21 protein-coding genes are annotated in these 22370 nt (G+C 45.0%); 15 read left to right on the top strand and 6 right to left on the bottom strand.

Going from position 1 to position 22370, the window contains the following annotated elements:
• Positions 1–2: 2 nt before the first annotated feature.
• The 12 genes from D9T21_RS20495 to D9T21_RS20440 all read left to right on the top strand — a co-directional run bounded on the left by D9T21_RS20495 (position 3) and on the right by D9T21_RS20440 (position 12705).
• Positions 3–1535, top strand: a complete 1533-nt coding sequence (locus D9T21_RS20495) for a GMC oxidoreductase (protein ID WP_123327042.1) — start codon at positions 3–5, stop codon at positions 1533–1535.
• Between the two features lie 64 nt (positions 1536–1599).
• Entirely contained in the window at positions 1600–2562 is a 963-nt protein-coding gene (gene fcl, locus D9T21_RS20490; RefSeq protein ID WP_123327041.1) for a GDP-L-fucose synthase, read from the top strand.
• A 35-nt stretch (positions 2563–2597) separates the two neighbouring features.
• Positions 2598–3146 carry a transglutaminase-like cysteine peptidase gene (locus D9T21_RS20485; RefSeq protein ID WP_123327040.1) on the top strand — a complete coding sequence of 183 codons (549 nt, stop codon included), beginning with the start codon at positions 2598–2600 and terminating at the stop codon, positions 3144–3146.
• Between the two features lie 271 nt (positions 3147–3417).
• Positions 3418–4029, top strand: coding sequence for a hypothetical protein (locus D9T21_RS20480; protein ID WP_123327039.1), 612 nt, complete (start codon positions 3418–3420; stop codon positions 4027–4029).
• 25 nt (positions 4030–4054) lie between these two features.
• Complete coding sequence (locus D9T21_RS20475; protein ID WP_123327038.1) at positions 4055–4510, top strand: hypothetical protein; 456 nt, start codon at positions 4055–4057, stop codon at positions 4508–4510.
• A 52-nt stretch (positions 4511–4562) separates the two neighbouring features.
• The gene (locus D9T21_RS20470) at positions 4563–5891 is read left to right on the top strand and encodes an O-antigen ligase family protein (protein WP_123327037.1); all 1329 of its coding nucleotides are present in this window, start codon (positions 4563–4565) and stop codon (positions 5889–5891) included.
• 188 nt (positions 5892–6079) lie between these two features.
• Complete coding sequence (locus D9T21_RS20465) at positions 6080–7258, top strand: outer membrane beta-barrel protein (protein ID WP_123327036.1); 1179 nt, start codon at positions 6080–6082, stop codon at positions 7256–7258.
• The gene (locus D9T21_RS20460; RefSeq protein ID WP_123327035.1) at positions 7258–7803 is read left to right on the top strand and encodes a polysaccharide biosynthesis/export family protein; all 546 of its coding nucleotides are present in this window, start codon (positions 7258–7260) and stop codon (positions 7801–7803) included. Before D9T21_RS20465 ends, D9T21_RS20460 begins: the two co-directional genes overlap by 1 nt.
• A 53-nt stretch (positions 7804–7856) precedes the next feature.
• On the top strand, positions 7857–10091 hold the full coding sequence (locus D9T21_RS20455; protein ID WP_123327034.1) for a GumC family protein: 2235 nt from the start codon (positions 7857–7859) through the stop codon (positions 10089–10091).
• A gap of 6 nt (positions 10092–10097) precedes the next feature.
• Positions 10098–10838 (top strand): tyrosine-protein phosphatase, encoded by a 741-nt coding sequence (locus D9T21_RS20450; RefSeq protein WP_123327033.1) that lies wholly within the window; start codon positions 10098–10100, stop codon positions 10836–10838.
• On the top strand, positions 10822–11496 hold the full coding sequence (locus D9T21_RS20445; RefSeq protein ID WP_123327032.1) for a VpsP family polysaccharide biosynthesis protein: 675 nt from the start codon (positions 10822–10824) through the stop codon (positions 11494–11496). Before D9T21_RS20450 ends, D9T21_RS20445 begins: the two co-directional genes overlap by 17 nt.
• Positions 11497–11685: 189 nt before the next feature.
• A complete protein-coding gene (locus D9T21_RS20440) occupies positions 11686–12705 on the top strand; it encodes a hypothetical protein (RefSeq protein ID WP_123327031.1) in 1020 nt (339 codons plus the stop codon).
• A 53-nt stretch (positions 12706–12758) separates the two neighbouring features.
• Here D9T21_RS20440 and D9T21_RS20435 read toward each other — a convergent pair whose 3' ends face one another.
• Positions 12759–13616 (bottom strand): PEP-CTERM sorting domain-containing protein, encoded by an 858-nt coding sequence (locus D9T21_RS20435; protein WP_123327030.1) that lies wholly within the window; start codon positions 13614–13616, stop codon positions 12759–12761.
• A gap of 273 nt (positions 13617–13889) precedes the next feature.
• On the bottom strand, positions 13890–14321 hold the full coding sequence (locus D9T21_RS20430) for a VanZ family protein (protein ID WP_164464781.1): 432 nt from the start codon (positions 14319–14321) through the stop codon (positions 13890–13892).
• Between the two features lie 117 nt (positions 14322–14438).
• Between D9T21_RS20430 and D9T21_RS20425 the strand changes: the two genes are divergently transcribed.
• Entirely contained in the window at positions 14439–14891 is a 453-nt protein-coding gene (locus D9T21_RS20425; RefSeq protein WP_123327028.1) for a GDP-mannose mannosyl hydrolase, read from the top strand.
• A gap of 72 nt (positions 14892–14963) precedes the next feature.
• On the opposite strand, the gene D9T21_RS20420 is transcribed toward D9T21_RS20425, so the two are convergent.
• On the bottom strand, positions 14964–15389 hold the full coding sequence (locus D9T21_RS20420) for an organic hydroperoxide resistance protein (RefSeq protein ID WP_123327027.1): 426 nt from the start codon (positions 15387–15389) through the stop codon (positions 14964–14966).
• 106 nt (positions 15390–15495) lie between these two features.
• Here D9T21_RS20420 and D9T21_RS20415 point away from each other — a divergent pair, with 106 nt between their 5' ends.
• The gene (locus tag D9T21_RS20415) at positions 15496–15936 is read left to right on the top strand and encodes a MarR family winged helix-turn-helix transcriptional regulator (RefSeq protein ID WP_123327026.1); all 441 of its coding nucleotides are present in this window, start codon (positions 15496–15498) and stop codon (positions 15934–15936) included.
• Positions 15937–16419: 483 nt separating this feature from the next.
• Here the strand turns inward: D9T21_RS20415 and D9T21_RS20410 are convergent, their stop codons facing one another.
• A complete protein-coding gene (locus tag D9T21_RS20410) occupies positions 16420–19569 on the bottom strand; it encodes a PKD domain-containing protein (RefSeq protein WP_164464780.1) in 3150 nt (1049 codons plus the stop codon).
• Positions 19570–19792: 223 nt separating this feature from the next.
• Here D9T21_RS20410 and D9T21_RS20405 point away from each other — a divergent pair, with 223 nt between their 5' ends.
• On the top strand, positions 19793–20920 hold the full coding sequence (locus D9T21_RS20405) for a PAS domain-containing protein (protein WP_123327024.1): 1128 nt from the start codon (positions 19793–19795) through the stop codon (positions 20918–20920).
• 299 nt (positions 20921–21219) lie between these two features.
• Here the strand turns inward: D9T21_RS20405 and D9T21_RS20400 are convergent, their stop codons facing one another.
• A complete protein-coding gene (locus D9T21_RS20400) occupies positions 21220–21690 on the bottom strand; it encodes a protein-tyrosine phosphatase family protein (RefSeq protein ID WP_123327023.1) in 471 nt (156 codons plus the stop codon).
• A 24-nt stretch (positions 21691–21714) separates the two neighbouring features.
• Positions 21715–22350, bottom strand: coding sequence for a PAQR family membrane homeostasis protein TrhA (gene trhA, locus D9T21_RS20395; RefSeq protein ID WP_123327022.1), 636 nt, complete (start codon positions 22348–22350; stop codon positions 21715–21717).
• Positions 22351–22370: the final 20 nt, after the last annotated feature.

Here is a 22370-nt window from a genome sequence, read left to right as displayed (position 1 = left end):
CAATGATTACACATATCGAAAAGGAGAACGGTTCTGTTATAGAATGTGATATTGCAATCATTGGTGCGGGTACCGTAGGATTGCCAGTCAGCGTTCAGATTGCACAAAATAGTGATTTAAAAATAGTCTGCGTAGAGAGTGGTGATGAACACCAAAATCAAGACAAACACCCTCTGAACAAAGTCAATCATATCGATAAATATTACGATGGCGCAGAAAATGGGCGGTTTCGTTGCCTGGGGGGAACGTCTTCTCGTTGGGGCGGGGCTTTAATTCCGTTTCAAGCAGCAGATCTTAATGATAGTGAATGGCCGATTTCATTATCTGAACTTGAACCATACATCCCTCAATTAGAGGAAATGTTCGATTTAGAAAAAGGAGAGTATACGGATTCATACTTTCCATATGATCTGAAGTCAAACCATGTTAATCGCCTCGCTAAATGGCCTGCATTCAAGAAAAGAAATGTGGCAAATATATTTAAACCAAAAGCCCAAAAGCAGGAAAACTTAAATGTTTATCTTGGGGCGACTGTGGTAGGCATTAAGAATATTGGCGATAAGAAAGTATTACTTACAGTGCTTGCTGAATCAGGAAAGAAGGTTGAACTTTTTGCGAAGGAAGTGATAATCGCTGCTGGAGCTATTGAAACTACTAGGCTTGCGCTACTCATACAATTACAAAATGATAATGTGAATAATCCAAATATTGGTAAATATTTTTCTGATCATTTGTCTGTATCAGTTGGTGAAATAATACCGAAGGCGAAAACCGAACTAAATAAAATTATTGGTTTTAGGTTTACCTCTGGCGGCGGAATGAGGAATATCAGATTTGAGCTGGCAAATAATTCCAGTAAAAGAAAATGTCTTCTTCCAAATTTTACGCATGTTGGATTCGAAACAAACTCATTAGGGGGCTTCGATTATCTTCGGGAAATTTTACAGGACGTACAAAAAAGAAAATTTCCGACGCTAGCATCATTTATTGGACTCTTAAAACATTCACCGTGGTTTATAAGGGCTGTGTGGTGGAAGTTCTACCATAAACGATTGCTCTTTCCACAAAATTGTAAGTTGATAGTTCATACAGTTGTTGAGCAACATCCAATAGAAAAAAATAGGATTACACTGAGTGATAGTGAGAAGGATTTACATGGTTCTCCAATTGCTAATATAAGGTGGCAAATAAGCCAGGACGATATAAACCAAATTATTGATGCAGCAGAGTTGTTCAAGGAAACCTGGAATAATTGTGGATTGAAAGAGTTGGGCGAATATAAACGCTTTCCTATTCAGATGATAACATCTGAAGTTGAGAATTCAGGGGGGATTTTTCATCCAACAAGCTCAACTAAAATGGGGCATGACGAAACTTCAGGCGTGGTCGATAAAGATCTAAAAATGTTTGGAGCACCCAATATCAGGTTATTATCAACGTCCGTGCTTCCCACCGGCGGCGGGGCTAATCCCACCATGATGCTTCTTTTACTGGGACAGAGACTCGTTTCTCAATTGATTAGAAATGAGAACTGATATTAGAAGTAGTTTATCTCTCATTTATGCGAATCAAGAGCTTTAAACCCAAGGATTACTTTATATGAAAACGGTATTTGTAGCCGGCCACCGCGGAATGGTGGGTGCAGCAATTGTAAGAAATTTAGAAAAACGTGGTGGTGATGTATTTATTATCACTCGCACACGCAGTGAACTGGATTTGACCAGCCAGGCGGCGGTGTCGCAGTTTTTTGCCGAGAATAATATTGATGAAGTGTATTTAGCGGCCGCGAAAGTAGGCGGTATTCACGCTAACAATACATATCCTGCTGAGTTCATTTACGAAAACCTGATGATAGAAGCTAACATTGTTCATGCGGCTCATGCGAATGATGTTCAGAAACTGCTGTTTTTAGGCTCCAGCTGTATTTATCCCAAACTGGCTGAACAGCCAATGACAGAAAAAGCCTTGTTAACCGGTACACTGGAAGAAACTAACGAGCCTTATGCCATTGCGAAAATAGCCGGGATTAAGCTATGCGAAAGCTATAACCGCCAGTATGGCCGGGATTACCGCTCAGTAATGCCTACCAATCTGTATGGTCCTAACGATAACTTCCACCCGGAAAACTCTCATGTTATTCCTGCGTTATTACGCCGTTTTCACGAAGCGGCGCAACGTGGTGATGCTGAAGTGGTTGCCTGGGGCAGTGGTAAACCCATGCGTGAGTTTTTACATGTAGATGACATGGCTGCCGCCAGCGTGCATGTGATGGAATTGGACAAAGCCACTTACGATGAAAACACCGAGCCAATGTTAAGCCACATTAACGTGGGTACCGGTGTCGACTGTACCATCAAAGAGCTGGTGGAGACTGTAGCAAAGGTCACCGGATTTAAAGGGAATATCGTATGGGATAGCACCAAACCAGACGGCGCTCCACGCAAGCTGATGGATGTTTCCCGCCTGCATGCATTGGGTTGGCAGCATACTTATAGCCTGGAAGATGGTCTGGCGCATGCGTTTGAATGGTTCCTGGCCAATCAGGATAATTTTAGGGGCTAGTTTGAAACTATGTTTACGCAAAGCATGACTACCGAATGAGAACTACTGCCTCTTTTAAAATAGTGCTAATTGTAACTCTGGGCCTGACTTGGCCCGGAGTGAGTCATGCGGGCGAGAATTACTGGCCTAGGGTTAAAGCGGTGAATGCTTATTTTAATAGCAACTATAGCGTATCTGATGACCTGACATTATGGGCAGAGGAAGATCACTGGGCAACCCCGAAAGAGTTTGCAGCCAAAGGTGCCGGTGATTGTGAAGATTTCGCCATAGCCAAATATTTTGAGTTAGTTGCCGAAAATGTACCAAAGGAATTGTTAGCCTTAAGCTACGTTACCCTCAACGGTAATCAGGCACACATGGTACTCCTTTACAATGATCAAGCCGAAGAGGCCTGGTTTGTGCTCGATAGTTACAACCCGGCTGTTTTGCCGGAGAGTAAAAGGCCTGATCTGGACTTTATTTATAGCTTTAACGAGTTAGGAGTTTGGGTTCCAGATAAAAAGGTGATAGGAAAAAAAGTAGCTGAAGCCAATAGCCTGAGTAAATGGCAGGACATACTAAAAAGCGTTGCTACTGACGACTAAGGTCTTTTCATCATTTGAGGGAAAGATGTCGAATGTTAATAAAATGTATGTGTCTGATTATTTTACATATTCGACTTCAGTTAATCTCCCACACTACCAATATGATCTCTAAGTGTTTGTTATAAATAAAATTTGAATTTTTGGTATTTAATTTGCAGTTAAGTCTACAAAGGCAATGGCAGTTAGCAAATTAGCCTTGTAACTATACCAAGCTGGAAAGAAATACGTCTTTACTGCTTGAAACGCACACAAGAGTTAAGGGACTCCACTCATGAAAAAGTATTTAATAGCATTATCTACTCTGTTGTTTTCATTAAGTTCTAATGCAGCATTTGTAACACTTCCTGATGGAGTGACCCCATCAACTGATTTATCGGTTGAAATTCAGGGGACAGCTGTCGATTATGGCTTTAGTGTTGATGACGATGTATTTGCAACCGTTCAATTTCAGCTGATTGCACTTGATGAAGCAACTGACGATTGGAATGATGATGGCTTATTGACTGTTCAATTTGGTTATCTGAATTCTGCTGGTGGATTCTTAGGTTACGATCCGCTTGGTTACTCTGTAACCTGGAGCGATATCGTTGCTGCTCAGGCAGTTGCTACTGCATCGCAGGAGCTGGTATTTTCAAGCTTCTTTCAGGGCTTCGTAAGCGGTCCATACGAGACAAGTTTTTCTCTTGAAAATGATGCAGGCGACTACTATGCATTTGCCGTGTTAGAAGGCCAGGCTTACGTTGGCGACGCACAGATTTATGCGATTGACTTGGAAGTTCCACCGGTTGAGCCACCAACTCCGGGTGTACCAGCTCCAGCTAGCTTAGGCATCTTGGCATTAGGTATGCTAGGATTAGCAGGCGGTCGTAAGCTTCGTAAGTAATTTGACAGATTCAAGGAAACGAATTATGAAAAAAGTATTAGCAGTAGTTGTAGGCTCTCTACTCTGCAGCTCAGCGTTTTCGTTAACGCTGGACTCTGCAAAAGAGCAATTACAATCTAACAGCACACTAGTTTCTTTGAGTGCGTTAGATAAGAATGATGTTGCTAAGTATGGTGAATCATTAGTTCAGGCAATTGAAAGTGCTGATGATTCAAAAGCGTTTGTCGAAGGCTTGTTCAAAAATAATGCAGAACAAGCCAACGTGGTTTATCAAGCAGCAGTTAAAGCGGGTTTATCGGAAGATACACTGGTAGCGACTGCCTTGGGTTTAGGTATCGATCCTACCCTAATGCTTGAACCAACAGCGTTTTTCTTCAGCTTGCCACCAATTTCGAGCAATCCACCACCACCACCTCCTCCACCGGTTCCACCCACTGGCGGCGGCTCAGGCGGCGGCGGTGTTTCAATCTCTAATAACTAAAATTCAGGCCCGTTGAGGGCCTGTTTTGTTTTACTTGCAAGAACATCCTGATATGACTGCGAATAGTGTTTTTAAGCTAAGTTTTTATCTGCTCTTACTCACTCTTTTTATTCTGCCTTTACCCATAGGTTCTAACAGACCCTGGGCATGGAGCATATTTGAGATACTCATCGCAGTAATCTCTCTTCTTACAGTAATGACTACCCCTCCTAAAACACTTTATGCACCATTTAAACACATTCTCCCAATATTGGTGCCTATATTCCTGTTACAGGTTTGGACAATAGCTCAAATACTACCTTTGGGTGGTGGTCCGATTAGTAATGATATTAATCAATCTGAAATTTCATTACTAAAAGGCCTAAGCTATTGTTTATTTATTGCGTGCTGTGCATGGCATTTAACCGATAAAAATAAAGTAACCACCTTCTGTTATACATTAATAAGCGCAGCGGCATTTCAGGCGCTATACGCTACCTATTTACAATACTCGGGAGAGTCCCATTCTCCGGTACTCAGCATGCAACTATCGAACAGAGCGACGGGTAGTTTTGTGTATGCCAATCACTTAGCTAACTATCTTCTTATTGGCGTTTCTTTAACCATAGGCTTTTTGATCAGCCAACTTACTCGTAAAAACAAGTCAGCCAACTTAAAGCGCCAGTTAATGTCTGTTTTTGATGCGCTACTTAGCAGCAAATGGCTGATTCGGGTCAGCATCATTTGTATAGTTGTTGCACTGATACTCACTCGCTCTCGCATGGGTAACGCGGCCTTCTTTGTTAGCCTGGTAGCCACTTCACTTTTAGCCTTGTGGTTAATGAAGCGTCCTCCAAGGGTATTAAAGTGGTTGGTGCTAAGTTTTATTGTGCTTGATATCGCAATAGTGGGTGCGCTGTTCGGCATAGAGAAAGTAAAAGAACGTGTTGACTCTACGTCTTTCCAAAGTGAAACGCGCGATGATGTAGTAGCCCTATCCATCCCGTTAATACAGGATGAGTGGCTAACCGGAACCGGTGCTGGTACATTCTATACGGCTTTCCCACAAGTGCATCACTACACTATCCATGGTTTATACGATCATGCTCATAACGAATACATTCAGTTTGCTGTGGAGTATGGTGTGCTACCTACGCTGATATTAGGTTTGATGGTGTTGTATTGTTTATACAGCGCTATAAGAGCGCTGAAAGAGCGCAGAGACAGTTTTTACCAAGGCTTAGCGTTTGGATGCATCATGGCGATTATCGCTATGCTGATGCATATAGCGGTAGATTTTCCGCTTCAGGCACCTGCGACCACGGTTAACTTTCTTGCGGTGCTAATCCTTGCGGTAATTTGTAAAACGCAAACAAACCAAAAACAGTTCTCGGTAAAATAATTTGGGAACGGGTAATGCATAAATAGCCTTCCGAGTGACTTTGGTAATATCAATACTGAAAGTTGGTACGGGGCAGGTTTTTGATAGCAACGGCATACTGAGAATTTTAGTGACAATGCTGTTTAGTTTTTTATTCTTATTATATGATTTAGCTGATCTACAGATTTAGCTGCGATAAAGGGATTTTAATGCGATTGATTAGTACGCGAACATTAACTTTAGCATCATTAGTTATGTCACCCCTATGTATGGCTGATGGTGTTGTTCTTGATAATGGTGCTCAAGTAAACGCCTCATTACTGGTTGGTGTGGGTTACGACAGCAACGTTGCATTAATGAGTGAAAACGAATTGAGCTCGTCATTTTGGGAGACTGAAGGTCAACTTGGTTTGTCTTTAAATCCAGGTGCAATGGAGCATGTGGTCGATTTTTTATTTAATGATCGCCGTTATGCTGATTCTGAACAGGATGATTTTACCGACTGGTCAGCGAGCTACGCGGGCCACTACGAGCCAACCAGTCGCCATCGTGCCGACGTATCACTTTCAACAACAAACTTTCACCAGCAAAGGGGGATTGGATATACCCGCTATCTGGATGTACCTCTAGCTGAGCCTTTGCAATACACCCAAAATGATGCTTCTTTGGCTTATGAATACGGCAGCAAGGCTGCTATTGGTCGAATAGGCGGAGAGTTCAGTTATCTTGATTATAGCTTTGACAACTTTAGTGAGTTTACCGATCGCTTGAATTATGACTCGTCGACTGCTCATGCTTGGTTTGATTATAACGTTGGTGCTGTAACGAGTTTAACATTTGATGCATCGGTGCAGGATGTCAGTTATGATCTTCTTGATGTAGTTGGGAGTCGAGATTCCGTAGTTTCCCGGTATCTAATTGGTGCAAAATGGTCCGGATTAGCTAAAACAACAGGGCTTTTCAAAATAGGTTACGAGAAGCGAGATTTCGATAGTGACCTGCGAGCAACCTACACAGGTTTAACAGTTGATGCAGGTGTTACCTGGAGCCCTAAAACTTATTCAACAGTCGACTTTAACTTGTCTCGACGTACCGGGGAATCAGGCTTTTCTGATTTGATAGTGAATACAACATTGTTAATTAATTGGCAGCACGCCTGGTCAGATATCACGGCTACTGCTATTACGTATCAATTTCTAAATTTAGATGAGAAAGGTAGTAACCAGAGAACTGAAAAGCGAAATTACCTCGGAGTAGCTTACAGTAGGCAGTTAGCCAAATGGTTAACGGTAAATGCCGAATACAGTGTTACACTGAACAGCTCAACTCTAGAGAGATTTGATTACGATAATCAGGTATTTATGCTGGGTTTTAAAGGAGTTATATAATGTTGAAGTTACTAAAAGGTATTTCATTAACAGCACTGACTATTGTAAGTCTGTTTGTTTCTATTAGTTATGCTCAGGATGCGGCTGATTATATCCTGGGAACGGGTGATACTATTAGTATTCAGGTGCATGGGGAAGAGGATTTAAGTTTTGAAACCCGCATTGGTGGCGATGGGACTATCCGTTACCCGTTTTTAGGCGATATTAACGTTATTGGCAGAACGGTAGCTCAGGTGCGTTGGTTGATTGCAGATGGACTTAAAGGGGATTATTTGGATGATCCTAGCGTTAACGTATCAGTAATTGAATACCGACCGTTTTTTATTTTGGGTGAAGTGAAAAAACCCCAACATTATGCCTACCAGCCAGGCTTAACGGTTAGGCAAGCAATTGCCATTGCAGGCGGTATGACCGAACGTGCAAGTGATGAAAAAATTGAGTTAAAGCGCTTTGTAAAAGGCGAGCTTACCGTTATACAAAATGTGCAGTTAGATATGGCCATTGAGCCGGGTGATACCATTACAATTGCCCAAAGCTTTTTTTAAATTATTAATAAAAGCGCCTGGGATTGCAGTAGTAGGGATGAGAGAGTAGGGCAATGAGTAATAGTGAATTAACCAATACCACCAGTAACAGCGACGACGATATTATCGATTTGTCGCAATATATAAAAACGCTTTGGTTTAACAAATGGCGCATCACTTTTTTGGCGCTTGGCGTGACAGTCTTGACTGCTTTGTGGGTAATGCGAATTACTCCAATATATAGCTCAACAGCTACAATGCTTATTGAGACTGAACAAGCCAAAGCCGTTTCTATTGATGAGGTCTATGGCCTGGATGGTAGCAAAAAAGAGTACTTAACCACCCAGTTTGAAATTTTAAAGTCGGATAATCTTGCACAGCAGGTTATCGATGAACTGGAGCTTGCCAAAGTACCAGAATTTAATCCATCGCTTATCGAAAAAGAATCCGGCTTGCTGGATAGTGCTAAGGCTTTCGTTAAAGGGCTTGTGAGCAGTAATGATGGCTCTAAATCGTTAAGCAAAGAAAGGGCTGAATACCTTACTCAACAGGCTATTTTAAGTCGGTTTAAAGCACGGCTATCTATCAACCCTGTTCGCAATACCCAACTCGTTAAAATCTCTTTCGAATCTCAGGATCCTGAGCTTGCGGCTAATGTAGCCAATGCACTGGGCAATGCTTATATCGATAGCCATATGTCTGCCAAAATGGCCATGACCAATAGTGCCATGAACTGGTTGCAGGAACGCAGTGAAAACGTTGCCCGTGATTTACAGGCTGCTGAGCTTGAATTACAGGCGTTTCGTAACAGCGAGCAGATTGTTGATCTAGAAGATGGTGTGCAGTCGATGAACTCCAGCACCATTAAGAATCTTAACGATCGCTATCTGGCTACCCGTACTAAACGCCTTGAGCTGGAAAATGCCATTAAGCAGTTAAACAATTTAGAAACCGGCGAAATGAAAGCACTGCGCGACTTAAACGTGCTGAATGATAGTCCGGTAATCCAGAATTTACGCCAGGCAGAACTGGCAGCAGAAACCAAGCTTACTGAGCTGGACCAAACCTACGGGCCTAAACACCCTAAAATGATTGCTGCCAATGCTGAGCTTAAGCAAATTCGCGACAAGCTGGATAAGCAGTTACAAACCGAAGTAAACGATTTGGATGCGCAACTGCGTGCCCTGCGTGAAAGTGAGCGGCAGATCCAGGCGCAGTTAAATCAGGCGGAAGGTAAGTTTTTATCTGCCAGCGAGAAAGAAGCGCAGTATCGTAAGCTGAAGGCTAACGTAGAGCGGTTAACCGAGCTGAACGACCTGATTGTTACCCGTTTTAAAGAAATGGATATTACCTCTGATTTTAACTCGGCCAATGCCCGCTTTACTGATGAAGCCCAGCCGCCGATTATTCCGGTTAAACCGAAAAAATCACTGATTGTTGGGTTGGCCATGGTGCTCTCGGTATTTGTTGGCTGTGGTTTAGTGCTTTTACTGGCGGCGCTTAATAATACCTTTACCAACTCTGATGAAGTAGAAGATGAGTTGCACCTGCGCTTTTTGGGTCTGGTGCCAAAAATTAAGCTTAAGCGTGGTCAAAACGTTCCGCTGCATACCTACTTTGATCAAAAGCAAAAGCAGTTTACCGAGTCGATTCGTACCCTGCGCACCAGCTTTATGTTAAGCCACATTAATACGCCGCGTACTACTACCCTGGTAACGTCTTCTATTCCTGGTGAGGGTAAGTCTACTACGGCGGTTAACTTTGCGTTTAGCTTATCGCAAATGAACAAGGTGTTGCTCATCGATGCGGATTTACGCCGCCCGTCGCTGGCTAAGCGCTTTGGGCTACCTGGTTATCAGCCGGGGCTTTCTAATTATTTAACCGACAGTAACGAGTTTGCGGAGTGTATTTATCACGATCAGGAATCTGGCATTGATTTACTGCCAGCCGGCCAGTTTACGCATAACTCGCTGGAGCTGTTATCGTCGAAGAAATTTGCCGCTATGCTTGAGCAGCTTAAAAATAAATACGAGCGCATTATTATCGACTCGGCCCCTTGCCAGGCGGTGAGTGATGCACTGGTGCTTTCGAAGATTGCGGATAACACCCTGTTTGTGATCAAGTCGGATTCGACTAAGAAAGATCTGGTGAAAAATGCGGTATCAAGGCTCACCGAGGCCGGCGCTAAGATCGATGGCGTGATCCTTAACCGCGTTGATGTAAACAGCAAAACCTCTCAATACTACGGCTACTATGATTATTACGGTTATACCGAAGAGGGTAGCTCGGACATGGCGAAAGCCAGTTAAGCATTGATGATTGATTTGCATAACCACTACCTGCCGGGCATTGATGATGGCCCGGCTGAGCTTTCCGGCAGTATAGAGCTGCTGGAAGCGGCGGTAGACGATGGCATTAGCCATTTTATGGCCACGCCTCATATTAACCCCGGTACCTTTGATAACGCTACTGTGGGCATTGCTGGTATCGCCCGTGAGTTTTACGCTCAGGTACCGGCTAATCTGAAACAAAAAATCTCCCTGCATTTTGCAGCCGAGGTGCGCATGTGTGCCGAACTACCCATTATGCTGCAAAGCGGTGATATTCCGTTGTTAGGCACCTGGAATGGCAAAAAGGTACTGTTACTGGAGTTTCCTCACAGCCACATTCCGGTAGGGGCCGAGCAGCTTATCGACTGGTTACTGGCTAATGGCATTTTACCCATGATTGCTCACCCTGAGCGCAATCGGGATATCTGGAAGAAGCCCGCCAAGCTTACGCCGTTTGTAAAGCGCGGGTGTTTGTTTCAGGTGACTGCCGGCTCGATTACCGGTGATTTTGGAGAGCTTAGCCAACAGCGTGCGCTGGAGCTGATTAAACAGAACATTGCAACGGTGGTGGCGTCGGACAGCCACAGCGTGAAACGCCGCCCTCCGCGCATGACAGCCGCCGCAACACTCATTAGTGAGCATGTAAGCCACACCGCTACAGAAAAGCTGTTTAGCCTGAACCCGGCGCGCATACTGGAAGGAAATACCCATGCATTGGCTGATTAAAGGCGTAGTGGTAACCATAAGCCTGGTGGTGATTTGGTTTGCCAGCCAGTGGGGCATTGCTAATGTGTATTATTTTACCGTGTACAACAAACTCACCGCCTGGGAAAAGCAGTCCAGTGAGTTAACCCTGGAACAACTCGATGAACTGGGCAACGCCGTAGATGGCATGCTGAGCTACCATCCCGACCATCCTCATTATCTGGTAACCGCTGCCAAGTGGCAGGAGTGGTATGCCTTTTATTATTACGGTGAGGATGAGCTGGCAAATCCATACCTGGAGCAGGCATTAGCCTATTACCAGCAGTCAGCAGCTCTGCGGCCAAGCTGGCCGGAAACCTGGATCAACATGATCAGCATTAAGGTGCGCCTGGATGCTTTTGACAGCGAACTGCAGGAGTACATGCAACAGGCCACTACCATGGGCCCTTACAATGAGCATGTAAACTTAGGCATTGCTAAAATCTTCTTGTACAACTGGCGTAAGTTTAACGCTGAGATGGCGGCACTGGGCTTAACGCATGTTGAGCGCACCCTGCAAAGCAACAATGTATTTGAACTGTATAACTACGCCAAACTCACCGGCCGTCAGGGGTTACTTTGCCAGCTGATTGACGTTAAGCAGTTTGAGCTCTCGGCTGAGTTACCCTGCGCGGGCTAGTTTAAAATTTAAGTAATTGTATTTAAAGTAATTTAACCTTATTTTACTGGGCGGGAACTGGCCGAAGATAATCGCCTGCCAATCTCAACATTTTTGCATTCATATTTACTCACTGGCACTATCGTTTATATTACAAATAACATAACAACCAGGCCGCTCATGGCGCTTGCGTTTATTTGAGAAGTATAGATGTTAAAGAGTGCCCCGATTGAGGCCCACCAAACCCGCCTTTTCCCCAAAAACCAGGGCGCCGATAAGTACATTATTAATGGTATTGCGGCTCGCTGTGACTGGGTGGTGTTGTCGGATCTTAAGGCGCCGCAAACGGCACTGGTAAAGCGCAGAAGCCTGCCTCCCAAAACCGTGTTTTTATCGTTGCGGGCGCCGTTTGTGGCGATCAGCTATTTTTATCATGAAGTACTACCACAATTAACCGCGCCTTTTGTGCTGGTAAGCGGTTCTGAAGATATCACCATACCTAATCAGATTGATAAGCGATGGCGTGCATTTAATAGTGAAGAAAGGGTGATGATCGAAGGTATCCTCGCGCACCCCTATCTTATTCACTGGTATGCCGAGAATCTGGATGATGCCAGTCAGCCAGGCATGAGTCCGCTGCCATTGGGGTTAGTGCATCATGAGTCTGATGCCACGCCGGATCTGGTTGATCCCACCCCGGTACCTTTGAAACATCGGGCGAATACCGTGCTTTGTGCGCACCGCATCCGTGACGGAGAACAATGGGCACCGCGAGAGCAGGTAAGTAAGCTGGCGAGTAGCCATTGGGGATCTTTCTGCCGGATAATCGATGAGGAAGTCAGCCTGGAAGAATATTTTACAGCGCTGCATCAGCACAGCTTTGTGCTGTGTGTGGAAGGTGGTGGCATCGATCCTTCACCAAAAGCCTGGCACGCCCTGTTAAACGGTACCATTCCTATTATTCGCTCGCCTGGTTTACGGGCAGCTTACCAGAAGTTTCCGGTGGTGTTTGTGGATGACTGGTCGGCCGACAGTTTAAATGAGGCCAGGCTGGCCAAGTGGAAAGAAGTACTGCAGCCCTGGTACGACGAACCGATTTTGCGTGAGCAGGTAATGTACAAGCTGGGATTGGATTACTGGTGGGATAGCATTACCAGTCATTACATGCGCTATGTTGTTGCCGAATCTGCATCAGAGCCGGCTTGTCCTGAGCAGGTACAGCACGCATAAAAAAACGGCGCTTAACAAGCGCCGTTTTTGGTATTGGGTAGTTTGAACTTTACTTACTTTTTGAAGCGGCGGGCTGCGCCAACACCAACTAAACCAAGAACAAATAACAGGGCAGTAGCCGGAGCAGGAACACTTACCTGACCAATTGGCTGACCAGTAACACCAACAACGATGTTATCGAACTCACCTGCGATACCGGTAGTGGTAACTACCATGCGGTCGAACTGTTCTGCCAGTGAGAATTCGATGTTAACGTATACGTTAGAGTTACTACCGGTTCTGTCGCCTGCGCTTCCGTCTAATTCAGCCAGCAGTTCTGTACCAGTCAGTGAACCAATCAGATCCTGACCTGAGTAGAACGCGAAGCTGTTATAAGTATCTACAGAGCCCCAGTAGAAGCCCAGGTAAGTAATACCAAACGGTGCCTGTTCGCTGTACAGGTTATCGAAGTAAGACAGCATTGGCGTGTAGTCGAAAGTAGCGCTTGACGTACCTGAACCATTGTTGGTCAGGTAGCCGTAACAGGTGTTGTCACCCGCTGGTGCTGCAGCAACACGTTGCTGAGTACCTTTACGAACATTGATTTCGCCAACGTTACCGTCGATGTTGATGCCCAACGGACTGTCGTTGATACTGTTTACCGCACACTCGTCTTCAAAACCGGCAGTGGTATATTCAGTAGAACCAGGGAAGCCCGGAACGCCTGTTGCTGCATCGAAGGTTTCGATCAGATAGGTACCTGGTACTGATGCGCCAGTGATTGGATCGATATACTGACTGGTTAAGCCTGAACCGTCTGTTGCGGTTGCACCACCAAAAGAGATGGTTGCAGCTTGAGAAAAGGTTGCCACACTGCTTAACAGCAATGCGCTGATTGTTAAAACTTTACGAGATGAAAATAACTTACACATTTTACTACCCTTGTGTCGGTTGACTGCTTTCTTCTCGTTTAATAGCGAATTCCGTGCCATAATTTTACACCATTGATTTTCAACATGTTTTTTGTGGTTTAGAGACCAGGTCTCATAGCAGTTGTAAAAAAAGCTGACTGTGTGATTTTCGTACGTTAGTGGCTTTTTCACACTACCATTATGTCGCTGACTGAGCGACTTTTAAGCATGTATAGCGGTGGTATGGTATTAAATATGATAAGTGTGCTATTGCCGGGCCCGTCAAGCGGGTCGTTAGGTATGATTATGCATTAGTTCATGAACCAACGGCATGCGTTCAATAACTATGGCGATCATCACAAGCAGTAGCCAGGTAAGCCTTAAAGATAGCTGACGGGCACTGGAAACCGTAAAGCATAAATACAGTGATAAGCCCAGCATCGCGCCTAGCTCATTGCGCAGGATATCGCCCCACTGAAAAGCCCGCCCAACCATACTCTGAATACTTTCTACACTGAGGCTGATAGCAAACACCACAATTAAAAATAATCCAATGCGGTACCTCAGTGTGCCTTGGGTAAAGCGGAAAAAGGCAAAACCAAACAAACAGAAAAAGATGATGTGGCCGGTGTTAAGTACAGCAGACCCCAGGCTTTGCTGGAACGTCTTGGGCACCGGAATAAAAAAGAGCACTGATAGCATCACAAACAGTGCAATTAGCCTCATGATAGGGCGGCGCCTGGCGTGTTGTTCGTCCTGAACTGTCATCCGAAGTCATACATAAATAAAAGGAAGGAACTGTTACTATAGCCTTATAAAAGCCAGCATCACAAGGAGAATCACTTGGCATTTTTAAGCGAAAGCACGTTTCAAACCATTATCGGTGCCACACCGCTGGTTTCTATCGATCTGATTGTGAAAAACGCTAAGGGCGAGGTACTACTGGGATATCGCACTAACCGCCCGGCGCAGGGCTATTGGTTTGTGCCAGGAGGTCGGGTGCAGAAAAACGAAAAGCTGGATAACGCATTCTTACGCCTCACCAAGGCAGAGTTAGGCGTGGCTATCGAACGTTCTGCGGCATCATTTATGGGCGTGTTTGAGCACTTGTATGATGACAGCGCGTTTGATGAAGCCGTATCCACCCACTATGTAGTATTGGGTTACGAGCTTGAGCTTAATATCAGTTTGGATGAGTTGCCAAAAGAACAGCATAATCAGTATGGCTGGATGAAACCTGAAGAGCTGCTAAGCCGCGATGATGTGCATGTACACACTAAATGGTATGTTGAGTAGCCGGGCGTTTTTAGCGGTGGAGAAGGAGGCGGGTTAAACCCGCCTCCTCAAATAATTGCTTACAGTGCCTGGTTAGAGTACTTCAAATTCAACTTCAACGTTACCGCGGGTGGCATTAGAGTAAGGGCATACTTCATGAGCCTTGGCTACCATGGCTTCTTTGTCGGTGTCGATATCACCTAAATCCACGATCAGTTTTACTTTAATCGCAAAGCCAGTAGGAATAGGGCCAATGCCTACTTCGCCGGTTACTTTAACGTCGGCCGGTAATTTTACTTTTTCCTGACCCGCCACAAAGCCCAGCGCGCCGATAAAGCAGGCTGCATAGCCAGCGGCAAACATTTGTTCAGGGTTAGTGCCCGGGCCATCGTCACCGCCCAGACCTTTTGGTACAGACAGATCGGTAGTTAAACGGCCATCATCAGATTCCGCTTTACCGCCACGACCGCCGGTTGCTGTTGCTACGCCAGTGTAAAGTACATCATCTAACTTATGCATAGGGGTGTCCTCCTGAAATTTACTTTGTATGCAAAATAAAAGTAGCAAACCTTTGGTTGCCTGACAACTATTTTGTATGCAAAATAATGGCAGAGGTATTTTAGTTATGACAGATGATGATCTGCTAAAGCTGGACAACCAGCTGTGCCACCGTTTTTATTCCGTATCCAATGCGTTTACCCGGGCTTACCGGCCATTGTTGCATAAAATGGATATCACTTATCCCCAGTACCTGGTGCTGCTGGCACTGTGGGAGCATAAACAGCTCACTATTTCTGCGCTGGTAGAAAAAAGCCGTATCGATCCCGGTGGATTAACGCTGATCCTGAAAAAGCTAGAGCAGAAGGGCTATGTCTCTATCCAGCCGTCAGAGCAGGACAAGCGAGTAAAACAGGTGGTTTTAACAACTAAGGGGAAAGAAGCAAAAGCCGATGCGGCGGCTATTCCTAAAGAGTTGTTGTGTCAGATTAAAAACCTCGACATGAATGAGTTGCAGTTGCTCAGTGGCCTTATTGATAAGCTGTACTGTGATTTAACTCATTCCTGAGATTTTTGTTTTCCTCTTCTTTCGCCAGCTGGTGACTCTTTCTAATTATGCCATCTAGGCAGTTTTATCAACTTTAGTCATCCCGTATATGGACTCCTCTTGTCATGCACCACCTCAGTCATCCCCGCATGCTGCCACTTTCGTCATCCCCGCAGGCTCTTGAGCGGGGATCTCCTATAAAGGTTAGTTAAGGTGAGTCAGACTGTTTGGAAGATCCCGGCTCGGTGGCCGGGATGACATTAATAGTTTGGCCGGGATGACATTAATAGTTTGGCCGTCATGACAGAAATAAAAATCGTCATCCACACATGCACCACCTCAGTCATCCACACATGCACAACCTCAGTCATCCCCGCATGCTCTTGAGCGGGGATCTCCTGAAAAGGTTATTTAAGGTGAGTCAGACTGTTTGGGAGATCCCGGATCAACACTTTCGTATTTCCGGGATGGTGCGATTTGGAATAGGAGCTCCTGAACAGTAGTTTAAATACACTGGTCATGCCTAATATCAGTGTTCGGTAAAGCGGCCTCCAGTGAGTCAAGTGCGTCACACGAGATGTCAATTTCCAGTAACCACAAGTCACTTAGATTTTGTAACCTCGATAATAACGAGATGTCACCGATCTGATTGCCACTCAACGATAAGCGGTAGAGCGACGTCAGTGCGCTGATTTCGTCGACCGAAGACAATGAGTTATATTCCAGGTCAAGGTCACCGAGATTCGAAAGATTCAGCAATGCGCTAGTAGAGATTATTCCGTTGTCGCCAAGCTCTACGGTCTCAAGGTTTATCAGGTTTCGCAGTGGCTCAATATTGCTAATATTATTATATCCTGCGTCTATAGATGTCAGCTTAATGAGGTTTTCAATTGGCGATAAATCGCTAATTTCATTATTCCACAATCGCAATGTCGTTAGCTCAGTCAGTTGCTCCAAACCCGCCAGATCCGTTACTCCCGCGTTTGAACAAAATAAACTATTGATACGCGTGATCTCCAGCTCATTCAGATCTGCAACACATGTGCGTAGGCCGTCATCTTCAAACAGTGACAGGTCGACCATGCCTGGCTCCGACGCTAATTCAAATTCAAGAATAATGTTGGCAAACTCAAAATCATCGTAATCCCCCCATGAATTCTGAGTTGACATTATTGTCAGTGTATTTTGTGTAGAAAACGGGGTATTTTCATCCAATGTGATTGATAAATTGCCAAAGCTTCCGTCTGCGGGGGTTATATTACCGGGTAGTTCATACTCTGCATCATTGAATTTGAATATCACCGGAAGATCGACACCTTTAATTTTTATACGCAGTACTACACTGGTAAAATTAAGCTGTTCCGGAGTAAGTTCGAAACTTACACTGAATTCAGTGCCTTCAGTCGTTCGCTGGAACTGGCTGTTTGAAGCTCCAGTAAAAGAATCATCTCCAAGGTGATGTAAGCTAGGTACGATTTCCAAAGCCACTTTGTTGTTACCCGACGGTTCTAATTCAATGATAATCCCATCCACCGTTTGATTGGAGACAATTTGACTGCCTGGCAGGTAACCGTCTTTGGTTGTCAAAATAAGGAATGTGTCAGGTAACAGTTCTAGTGGAATGGAAAGCTCAAAAGCCCCGGTTTGATCGGTAAATTCAATAATTTCCTTTTCTACATTATCTTCAACGTATTCCACCCGAACTTGTGCATTGGCAACGCTAACGCCTTCTGAGACCACTTGACCCGTTACGGTAGTAAGTTCATTTTGGTCAGGGTCAGTTGCGCCAGGAATGAGCACCGGAGTCGATGTGTCGCCAATGACGGTAAGCGTAAAATCACCCGGTTCATTGAATTCGGCATTGACTACAACCAGTTTATAGTCGCCCGCCCTCAAGGGAATCTCAACGTCTTCGTCACCAACAGGATCGGAAGGCGTTTCGTAAACGATATTGTCGTTTTCATCGAGCACCCATAAGCGTGAGGTAAACCCTGGTGCGGTTACCTGAAAACGAACAAAAAAGTCAGAATTCACTGTCAATGCATAGGTGGGGTAATCTGCCAGTGAAAATAATGGCTCATCCATGTCCTCCCATGAGCCTTGTACAGACTTGGTAATAACAGAGACATCTTCCCCGGAAACGTCCACATACAGACATTCGCCGTTATTAACCGTAAACGTTCCTTCTACAATAGACGCTAAATCATAATAATATACCGAACAATTGAGTGGTCCGTCTTCCGAAAGCGGAGCACGACACCTATTGCCCCCGTAGCCATAGCTACCAAATTTATACGTCCCTTGTGGCATTACGGTAGTCAGTGTATTGAGGTTTAGCAGGCCACATTGTTCGGCACTGAGTTCGCTTGGCTGAGCAGCTCTATGTGGCAACTGCGCGGTAAATCGATCATTCAGATACAGAAAAGTCTCGGCAGCCTGAATAGGCTCAGATCGGTAAAATACTACAATACCGGTGTCAACTTCGTCAGCAAACTCGGTGATGTCGTACATATCTGGGTAGCGTTCAGCAAGGTTGTGCAGCGAATTTGTGTCGCTAAACAATGTCCTGTTAAATAACTGCTGATAGTTAGAGTTACCCGTTGATCCGCCAGTCGCGCCAAACACCGGACTTCTTGGATCCTGATAGGTGCTAATTGTCCTGAGCACAACATCAATGACAGTGTTGGTATCTGGGGCACAGGGAAACGCAATGGGAATGCAGTCCGCAGGCGCATTTTCAACAAAAAAGTCTTGTATCTGGTCGATCGTGTCCTGATAATTTTCTGTTGCTTCCTGAGGGGAAATAAGTTCCATGAGGTCGCTATTGTTTTGCACAAAGTCAATTATGAGTGGGTCGAGCACAAAGTTGTCTAACGCAGTACTAAAGCTTGGATAAATAACAGATACATCGCTTGAATCGTTCACGGAGTCAGGCAACTGGATCCCGTTTGAGTAGTCAGAGTCTTCATCAAGGCTTTGCAAGAGCACATTGATATTCTGCACAACGTTATTGCCGTCTAGTCCCCCGGAGGGAGAAAACAAAAACAGACTGATAAACGGCTGGCACTCAACCTGACCTAATTCAATCGGACCAAGGGAAAAAGTAATGTATGAACCTTCAACGCATTCATATTCGCCCATCTCTGTTGTTTGACTACTTGCAAGCAATACCGGTCCTTGGTCATCCTCTGAAGGTTGATATACGTTGTAGTTCAGGCCTTCAATAGGGGTAACGATAAACCGATAATCAGACACCTCAACAGGCGCTGGGTTAACGAGTACATTTACTTCATCAACGGTTTCTGCTCCGTCATTGTCAGCCACTGTGACAGAAAAGGTTAACGTGCTCGGTTCAGTTAGCGATGGGGCGGTAAAAGTTAAGGTCGCACTGTTCGTAGAGGTAAGAGAAACTGCCTGACCGCTGACTTGTGACCATGTATAAGAAGCAATTTGTCCATCAGGATCGCTTGCCGTTGCTTGCAAGGTAACGGGCATTCCCTCTTCCACCTGTATATCCTGGCCTGCACTAACAGTTGGAGATTGATTGGCAGGTGTGGGGGGGGGAGCTGGTATGGGATCTGACGATCCGCCACCGCCACAGGCTTGTAACAATAACACCATTAGAAAGATGTAGCTCAATTGGAATAAATTCATTGTGTTTCCTTTCAACTGCTTCTTCTTAAGTTGCTGTGTCTCTATTGGGCCGACATTTCATCCGACAGGCGCGTGTTTCCAGCTGCATTCTGAATCGCTAACCAGAGACAAATAATCAGGGTAGTTTTCCGAAAGAAGTTTTTTGGAACAACTACCATTTGGTACATGAATGAGGTTATTATTTGTTCAATGGAGAACGCGGCACGCAGATGTGAGCAGTAGCATGGACAAAAATTCCAAGTTTGCAGAAATCATTGAGTCAATATATGTCACAGTCGATAAACCGGACAGCTGGGAACAAACGCTTCAATCTATTGCGGAATATAGCGAATCAACACACAGTTTTTATACTGAACGAAAAGGTGTTAATGGCGAGCCGTTGAGCTTTTATGAATCAGGTTTCAGCCCTAATTATTTTCAAAAATACGGCGAGTACTTTTACCAAGTAGACATCTGGTCTCAAAACCTGGCCCGTTTTAAGCCTAATCAGTTCCATGCCAGCCACAAAGTGTGTGACGACCATCAATTTGTAAATTCAGAAATATATGCTGACTTTGCAAGGCCAGAAAAAATTAGGCACTCAATCGGACTTTTTCTTGGCGATCCTTATTCCGACGTGACCACTGAAATGGCGTTTATGCGCAGTATGGGACAACCGCATTACGAAGCGCAAACCGTGCGCGACGTTAATCGCTTCATTCCCCACATCCAACAGGTACAGAATTTGGCGCGAAGACTTTATAAGTTAGAGCATAAAAAGGCTTTGCTGGAAGATCTCGTTAACCATTTAGATGAAGCCGTATTCTTAACCAACAAGCATTTTAAGATTGAATATTGTAATCAGCCAGCGCAGAAATTGCTTGACTGCTCGATGCTATTTACTGGTAATCAGGATTTCTTCAGACTCAAGCAAAAACATCATCAACAACAACTTTCCGGGTTGGTTAATCATGTGCTCGACATAACCAATTTAAAGCGTGACGTTAATAAAAGACATTTGCTGATAACTGATGCGAGACAAGTTTACTTATTAGCGTTGTCTCCCTGGGTAAGAAGCAACCAGGTATTGTTTGGTGATTATCCCGAGCTGGGGTTAAAATTTTCGCTGCTACCGGTGGATACTCGTAGATTACCGGCTACACAAGATTTAGCAAATATGTTTGGTCTGACTAACGCCGAGGCAGATATTGTAAGGCGAATTTGTTCAGCCGAATCGCTTGCTGAAATAGCATACAATCGAAGTACTCAGTTGTCGACGTCGCGCCAACAGGTTAAACAGATCCTTCAGAAAATGGATTGCTCGCGGCAAGTTGAGTTAGTTATCAAGGTCTTGGGAAAGTGCCTGATTTAATCGTTGTTTTGGAAAGTCAGATCTCCTTGGCATACAGCATCGTCCAAATGGTTGTTTGGGGTTAGTCAGACTGTTTGGAAGATCCCGGCTCGGGGGCCGGGATGACAGTAAATTTTTGGCCGGATGACGGGAATGAAAATAGTCATCCCGCGGATGCTAACACCTTCGTCATCCCCGCATGCTCTTGAGCGGGGATCTTCTAAAAAGCCTATTGAAAGTGAGCCAGACTGTTTGGGAGATCCCGGCTCGTGGGCCGGGATGGCCGTTAATTTGTGGTCGGGATGACGGAATAAGTTGCCTTAGGCGACTATCGCAGCGGCTTGTTGTAATTCGCGGCGGGAGAGTTGATTTGCTTTGTCGCCGCCGAAGCTGTGAATTATGTTGTAGGCGCTGCTGGCTGGGATCCTCTGGTGAATGCACAGGGCGTAAAGGAATAAGCGGCAGCGTTCGCAGTTACCATCGCAGTGCAGGTAAACTTTGCCGCCTTCGCGCAGGGTTTCGGCTACTTCCTGCAAGTACTGTTGCATAAAAGCTTTTTCGGTATCGTTGTTAACAAAAATATCGGCGATATTGAACGGGAGCCATAACCAGTGCAGCCCTGCCTCGGCTACATCACTTTTTAACTCAGGTTTGTTTTCTTCTGATGTCTGAATGGTCGCAATATGGGTAACTCCTTGGCCGCGTAACTTAAAGAGGTACTCAGGTGTGGGCCTGGCGCCCAGGGTAATGCGCCCGTTGCCAACGTTAAACCACGAAAGGCTGGATGTCATAACGAAATACTACTGTTAAGTGCTCTACACCACATAATAGTAAATTGAAAAGTAATGGCAACTGCAGCCGCCAATTACAAACAAATGCCAGATGGCGTGGGTGTATTTTTTTGACTTGGCGACATAAAACAACACACCAATGCTAAAGCACAGGCCGCCGGCTACAATCAACCACAATCCGGAGCCTGGCATCGCCTGATACAACGGGTAGATTAACCCAACTACAATCCAACCCATGATCAGGTAAGTAAAAACCGATACTTTGGGAAAGCGGTGTCTGGCTATCATCTTAAAGGCCACACCGGCTATCGCCAGCACCCAGATAAATGCGGTTGCGATTACGCCAAGCTGGCCACCAATGGCTACCAGCGTTAGCGGAGTATAAGTGCCTGCAATCAGCAAATAGATAGCGCTGTGATCAAACAGTTTTAACAGGCCTTTGGCCTTTTGATGGGTTACCGCATGATATATCGTTGAGGACAAAAACATAAAAATTAGCGTGCCGCCGTAAACAGCCGAAGCGGTAACACTTACCGATGTTTCGGCACGCAGTAACATAAACACCAATCCCACAATGGCCGCCACACAGGCGAGGCCGTGGCTGATGCTATTGAGCCATTCTTCGGCAGCTGAATATGCGCGTTTGGGTATTGAAGTCATATTATTCCTCTTTTAATACA

Source organism: Marisediminitalea oceani (genome assembly GCF_003731635.1).
GTDB lineage: Bacteria > Pseudomonadota > Gammaproteobacteria > Enterobacterales > Alteromonadaceae > Alteromonas > Alteromonas oceani.
The sequence above is the reverse complement of the archived record's forward strand: the minus strand, read 5'-3'. Positions and strand labels throughout refer to the sequence as shown.

Excerpts from the sequence above, each read along its gene's own strand:
- D9T21_RS20470 (WP_123327037.1), top strand. The coding sequence starts at position 4,563 with ATGACTGCGAATAGTGTTTTTAAGCTAAGTTTTTATCTGCTCTTACTC.
- D9T21_RS20450 (WP_123327033.1), top strand. The coding sequence starts at position 10,098 with ATGATTGATTTGCATAACCACTACCTGCCGGGCATTGATGATGGCCCG.
- D9T21_RS20435 (WP_123327030.1), bottom strand. The coding sequence starts at position 13,616 with ATGTGTAAGTTATTTTCATCTCGTAAAGTTTTAACAATCAGCGCATTG.
- D9T21_RS20415 (WP_123327026.1), top strand. The coding sequence starts at position 15,496 with ATGACAGATGATGATCTGCTAAAGCTGGACAACCAGCTGTGCCACCGT.
- trhA (WP_123327022.1), bottom strand. The coding sequence starts at position 22,350 with ATGACTTCAATACCCAAACGCGCATATTCAGCTGCCGAAGAATGGCTC.
- D9T21_RS20475 (WP_123327038.1), top strand. The coding sequence starts at position 4,055 with ATGAAAAAAGTATTAGCAGTAGTTGTAGGCTCTCTACTCTGCAGCTCA.
- D9T21_RS20405 (WP_123327024.1), top strand. The coding sequence starts at position 19,793 with ATGGACAAAAATTCCAAGTTTGCAGAAATCATTGAGTCAATATATGTC.
- fcl (WP_123327041.1), top strand. The coding sequence starts at position 1,600 with ATGAAAACGGTATTTGTAGCCGGCCACCGCGGAATGGTGGGTGCAGCA.
- D9T21_RS20465 (WP_123327036.1), top strand. The coding sequence starts at position 6,080 with ATGCGATTGATTAGTACGCGAACATTAACTTTAGCATCATTAGTTATG.
- D9T21_RS20410 (WP_164464780.1), bottom strand. The coding sequence starts at position 19,569 with ATGAATTTATTCCAATTGAGCTACATCTTTCTAATGGTGTTATTGTTA.
- D9T21_RS20455 (WP_123327034.1), top strand. The coding sequence starts at position 7,857 with ATGAGTAATAGTGAATTAACCAATACCACCAGTAACAGCGACGACGAT.
- D9T21_RS20460 (WP_123327035.1), top strand. The coding sequence starts at position 7,258 with ATGTTGAAGTTACTAAAAGGTATTTCATTAACAGCACTGACTATTGTA.
- D9T21_RS20400 (WP_123327023.1), bottom strand. The coding sequence starts at position 21,690 with ATGACATCCAGCCTTTCGTGGTTTAACGTTGGCAACGGGCGCATTACC.
- D9T21_RS20445 (WP_123327032.1), top strand. The coding sequence starts at position 10,822 with ATGCATTGGCTGATTAAAGGCGTAGTGGTAACCATAAGCCTGGTGGTG.
- D9T21_RS20485 (WP_123327040.1), top strand. The coding sequence starts at position 2,598 with ATGAGAACTACTGCCTCTTTTAAAATAGTGCTAATTGTAACTCTGGGC.
- D9T21_RS20440 (WP_123327031.1), top strand. The coding sequence starts at position 11,686 with ATGTTAAAGAGTGCCCCGATTGAGGCCCACCAAACCCGCCTTTTCCCC.
- D9T21_RS20430 (WP_164464781.1), bottom strand. The coding sequence starts at position 14,321 with ATGAGGCTAATTGCACTGTTTGTGATGCTATCAGTGCTCTTTTTTATT.
- D9T21_RS20495 (WP_123327042.1), top strand. The coding sequence starts at position 3 with ATGATTACACATATCGAAAAGGAGAACGGTTCTGTTATAGAATGTGAT.
- D9T21_RS20420 (WP_123327027.1), bottom strand. The coding sequence starts at position 15,389 with ATGCATAAGTTAGATGATGTACTTTACACTGGCGTAGCAACAGCAACC.
- D9T21_RS20480 (WP_123327039.1), top strand. The coding sequence starts at position 3,418 with ATGAAAAAGTATTTAATAGCATTATCTACTCTGTTGTTTTCATTAAGT.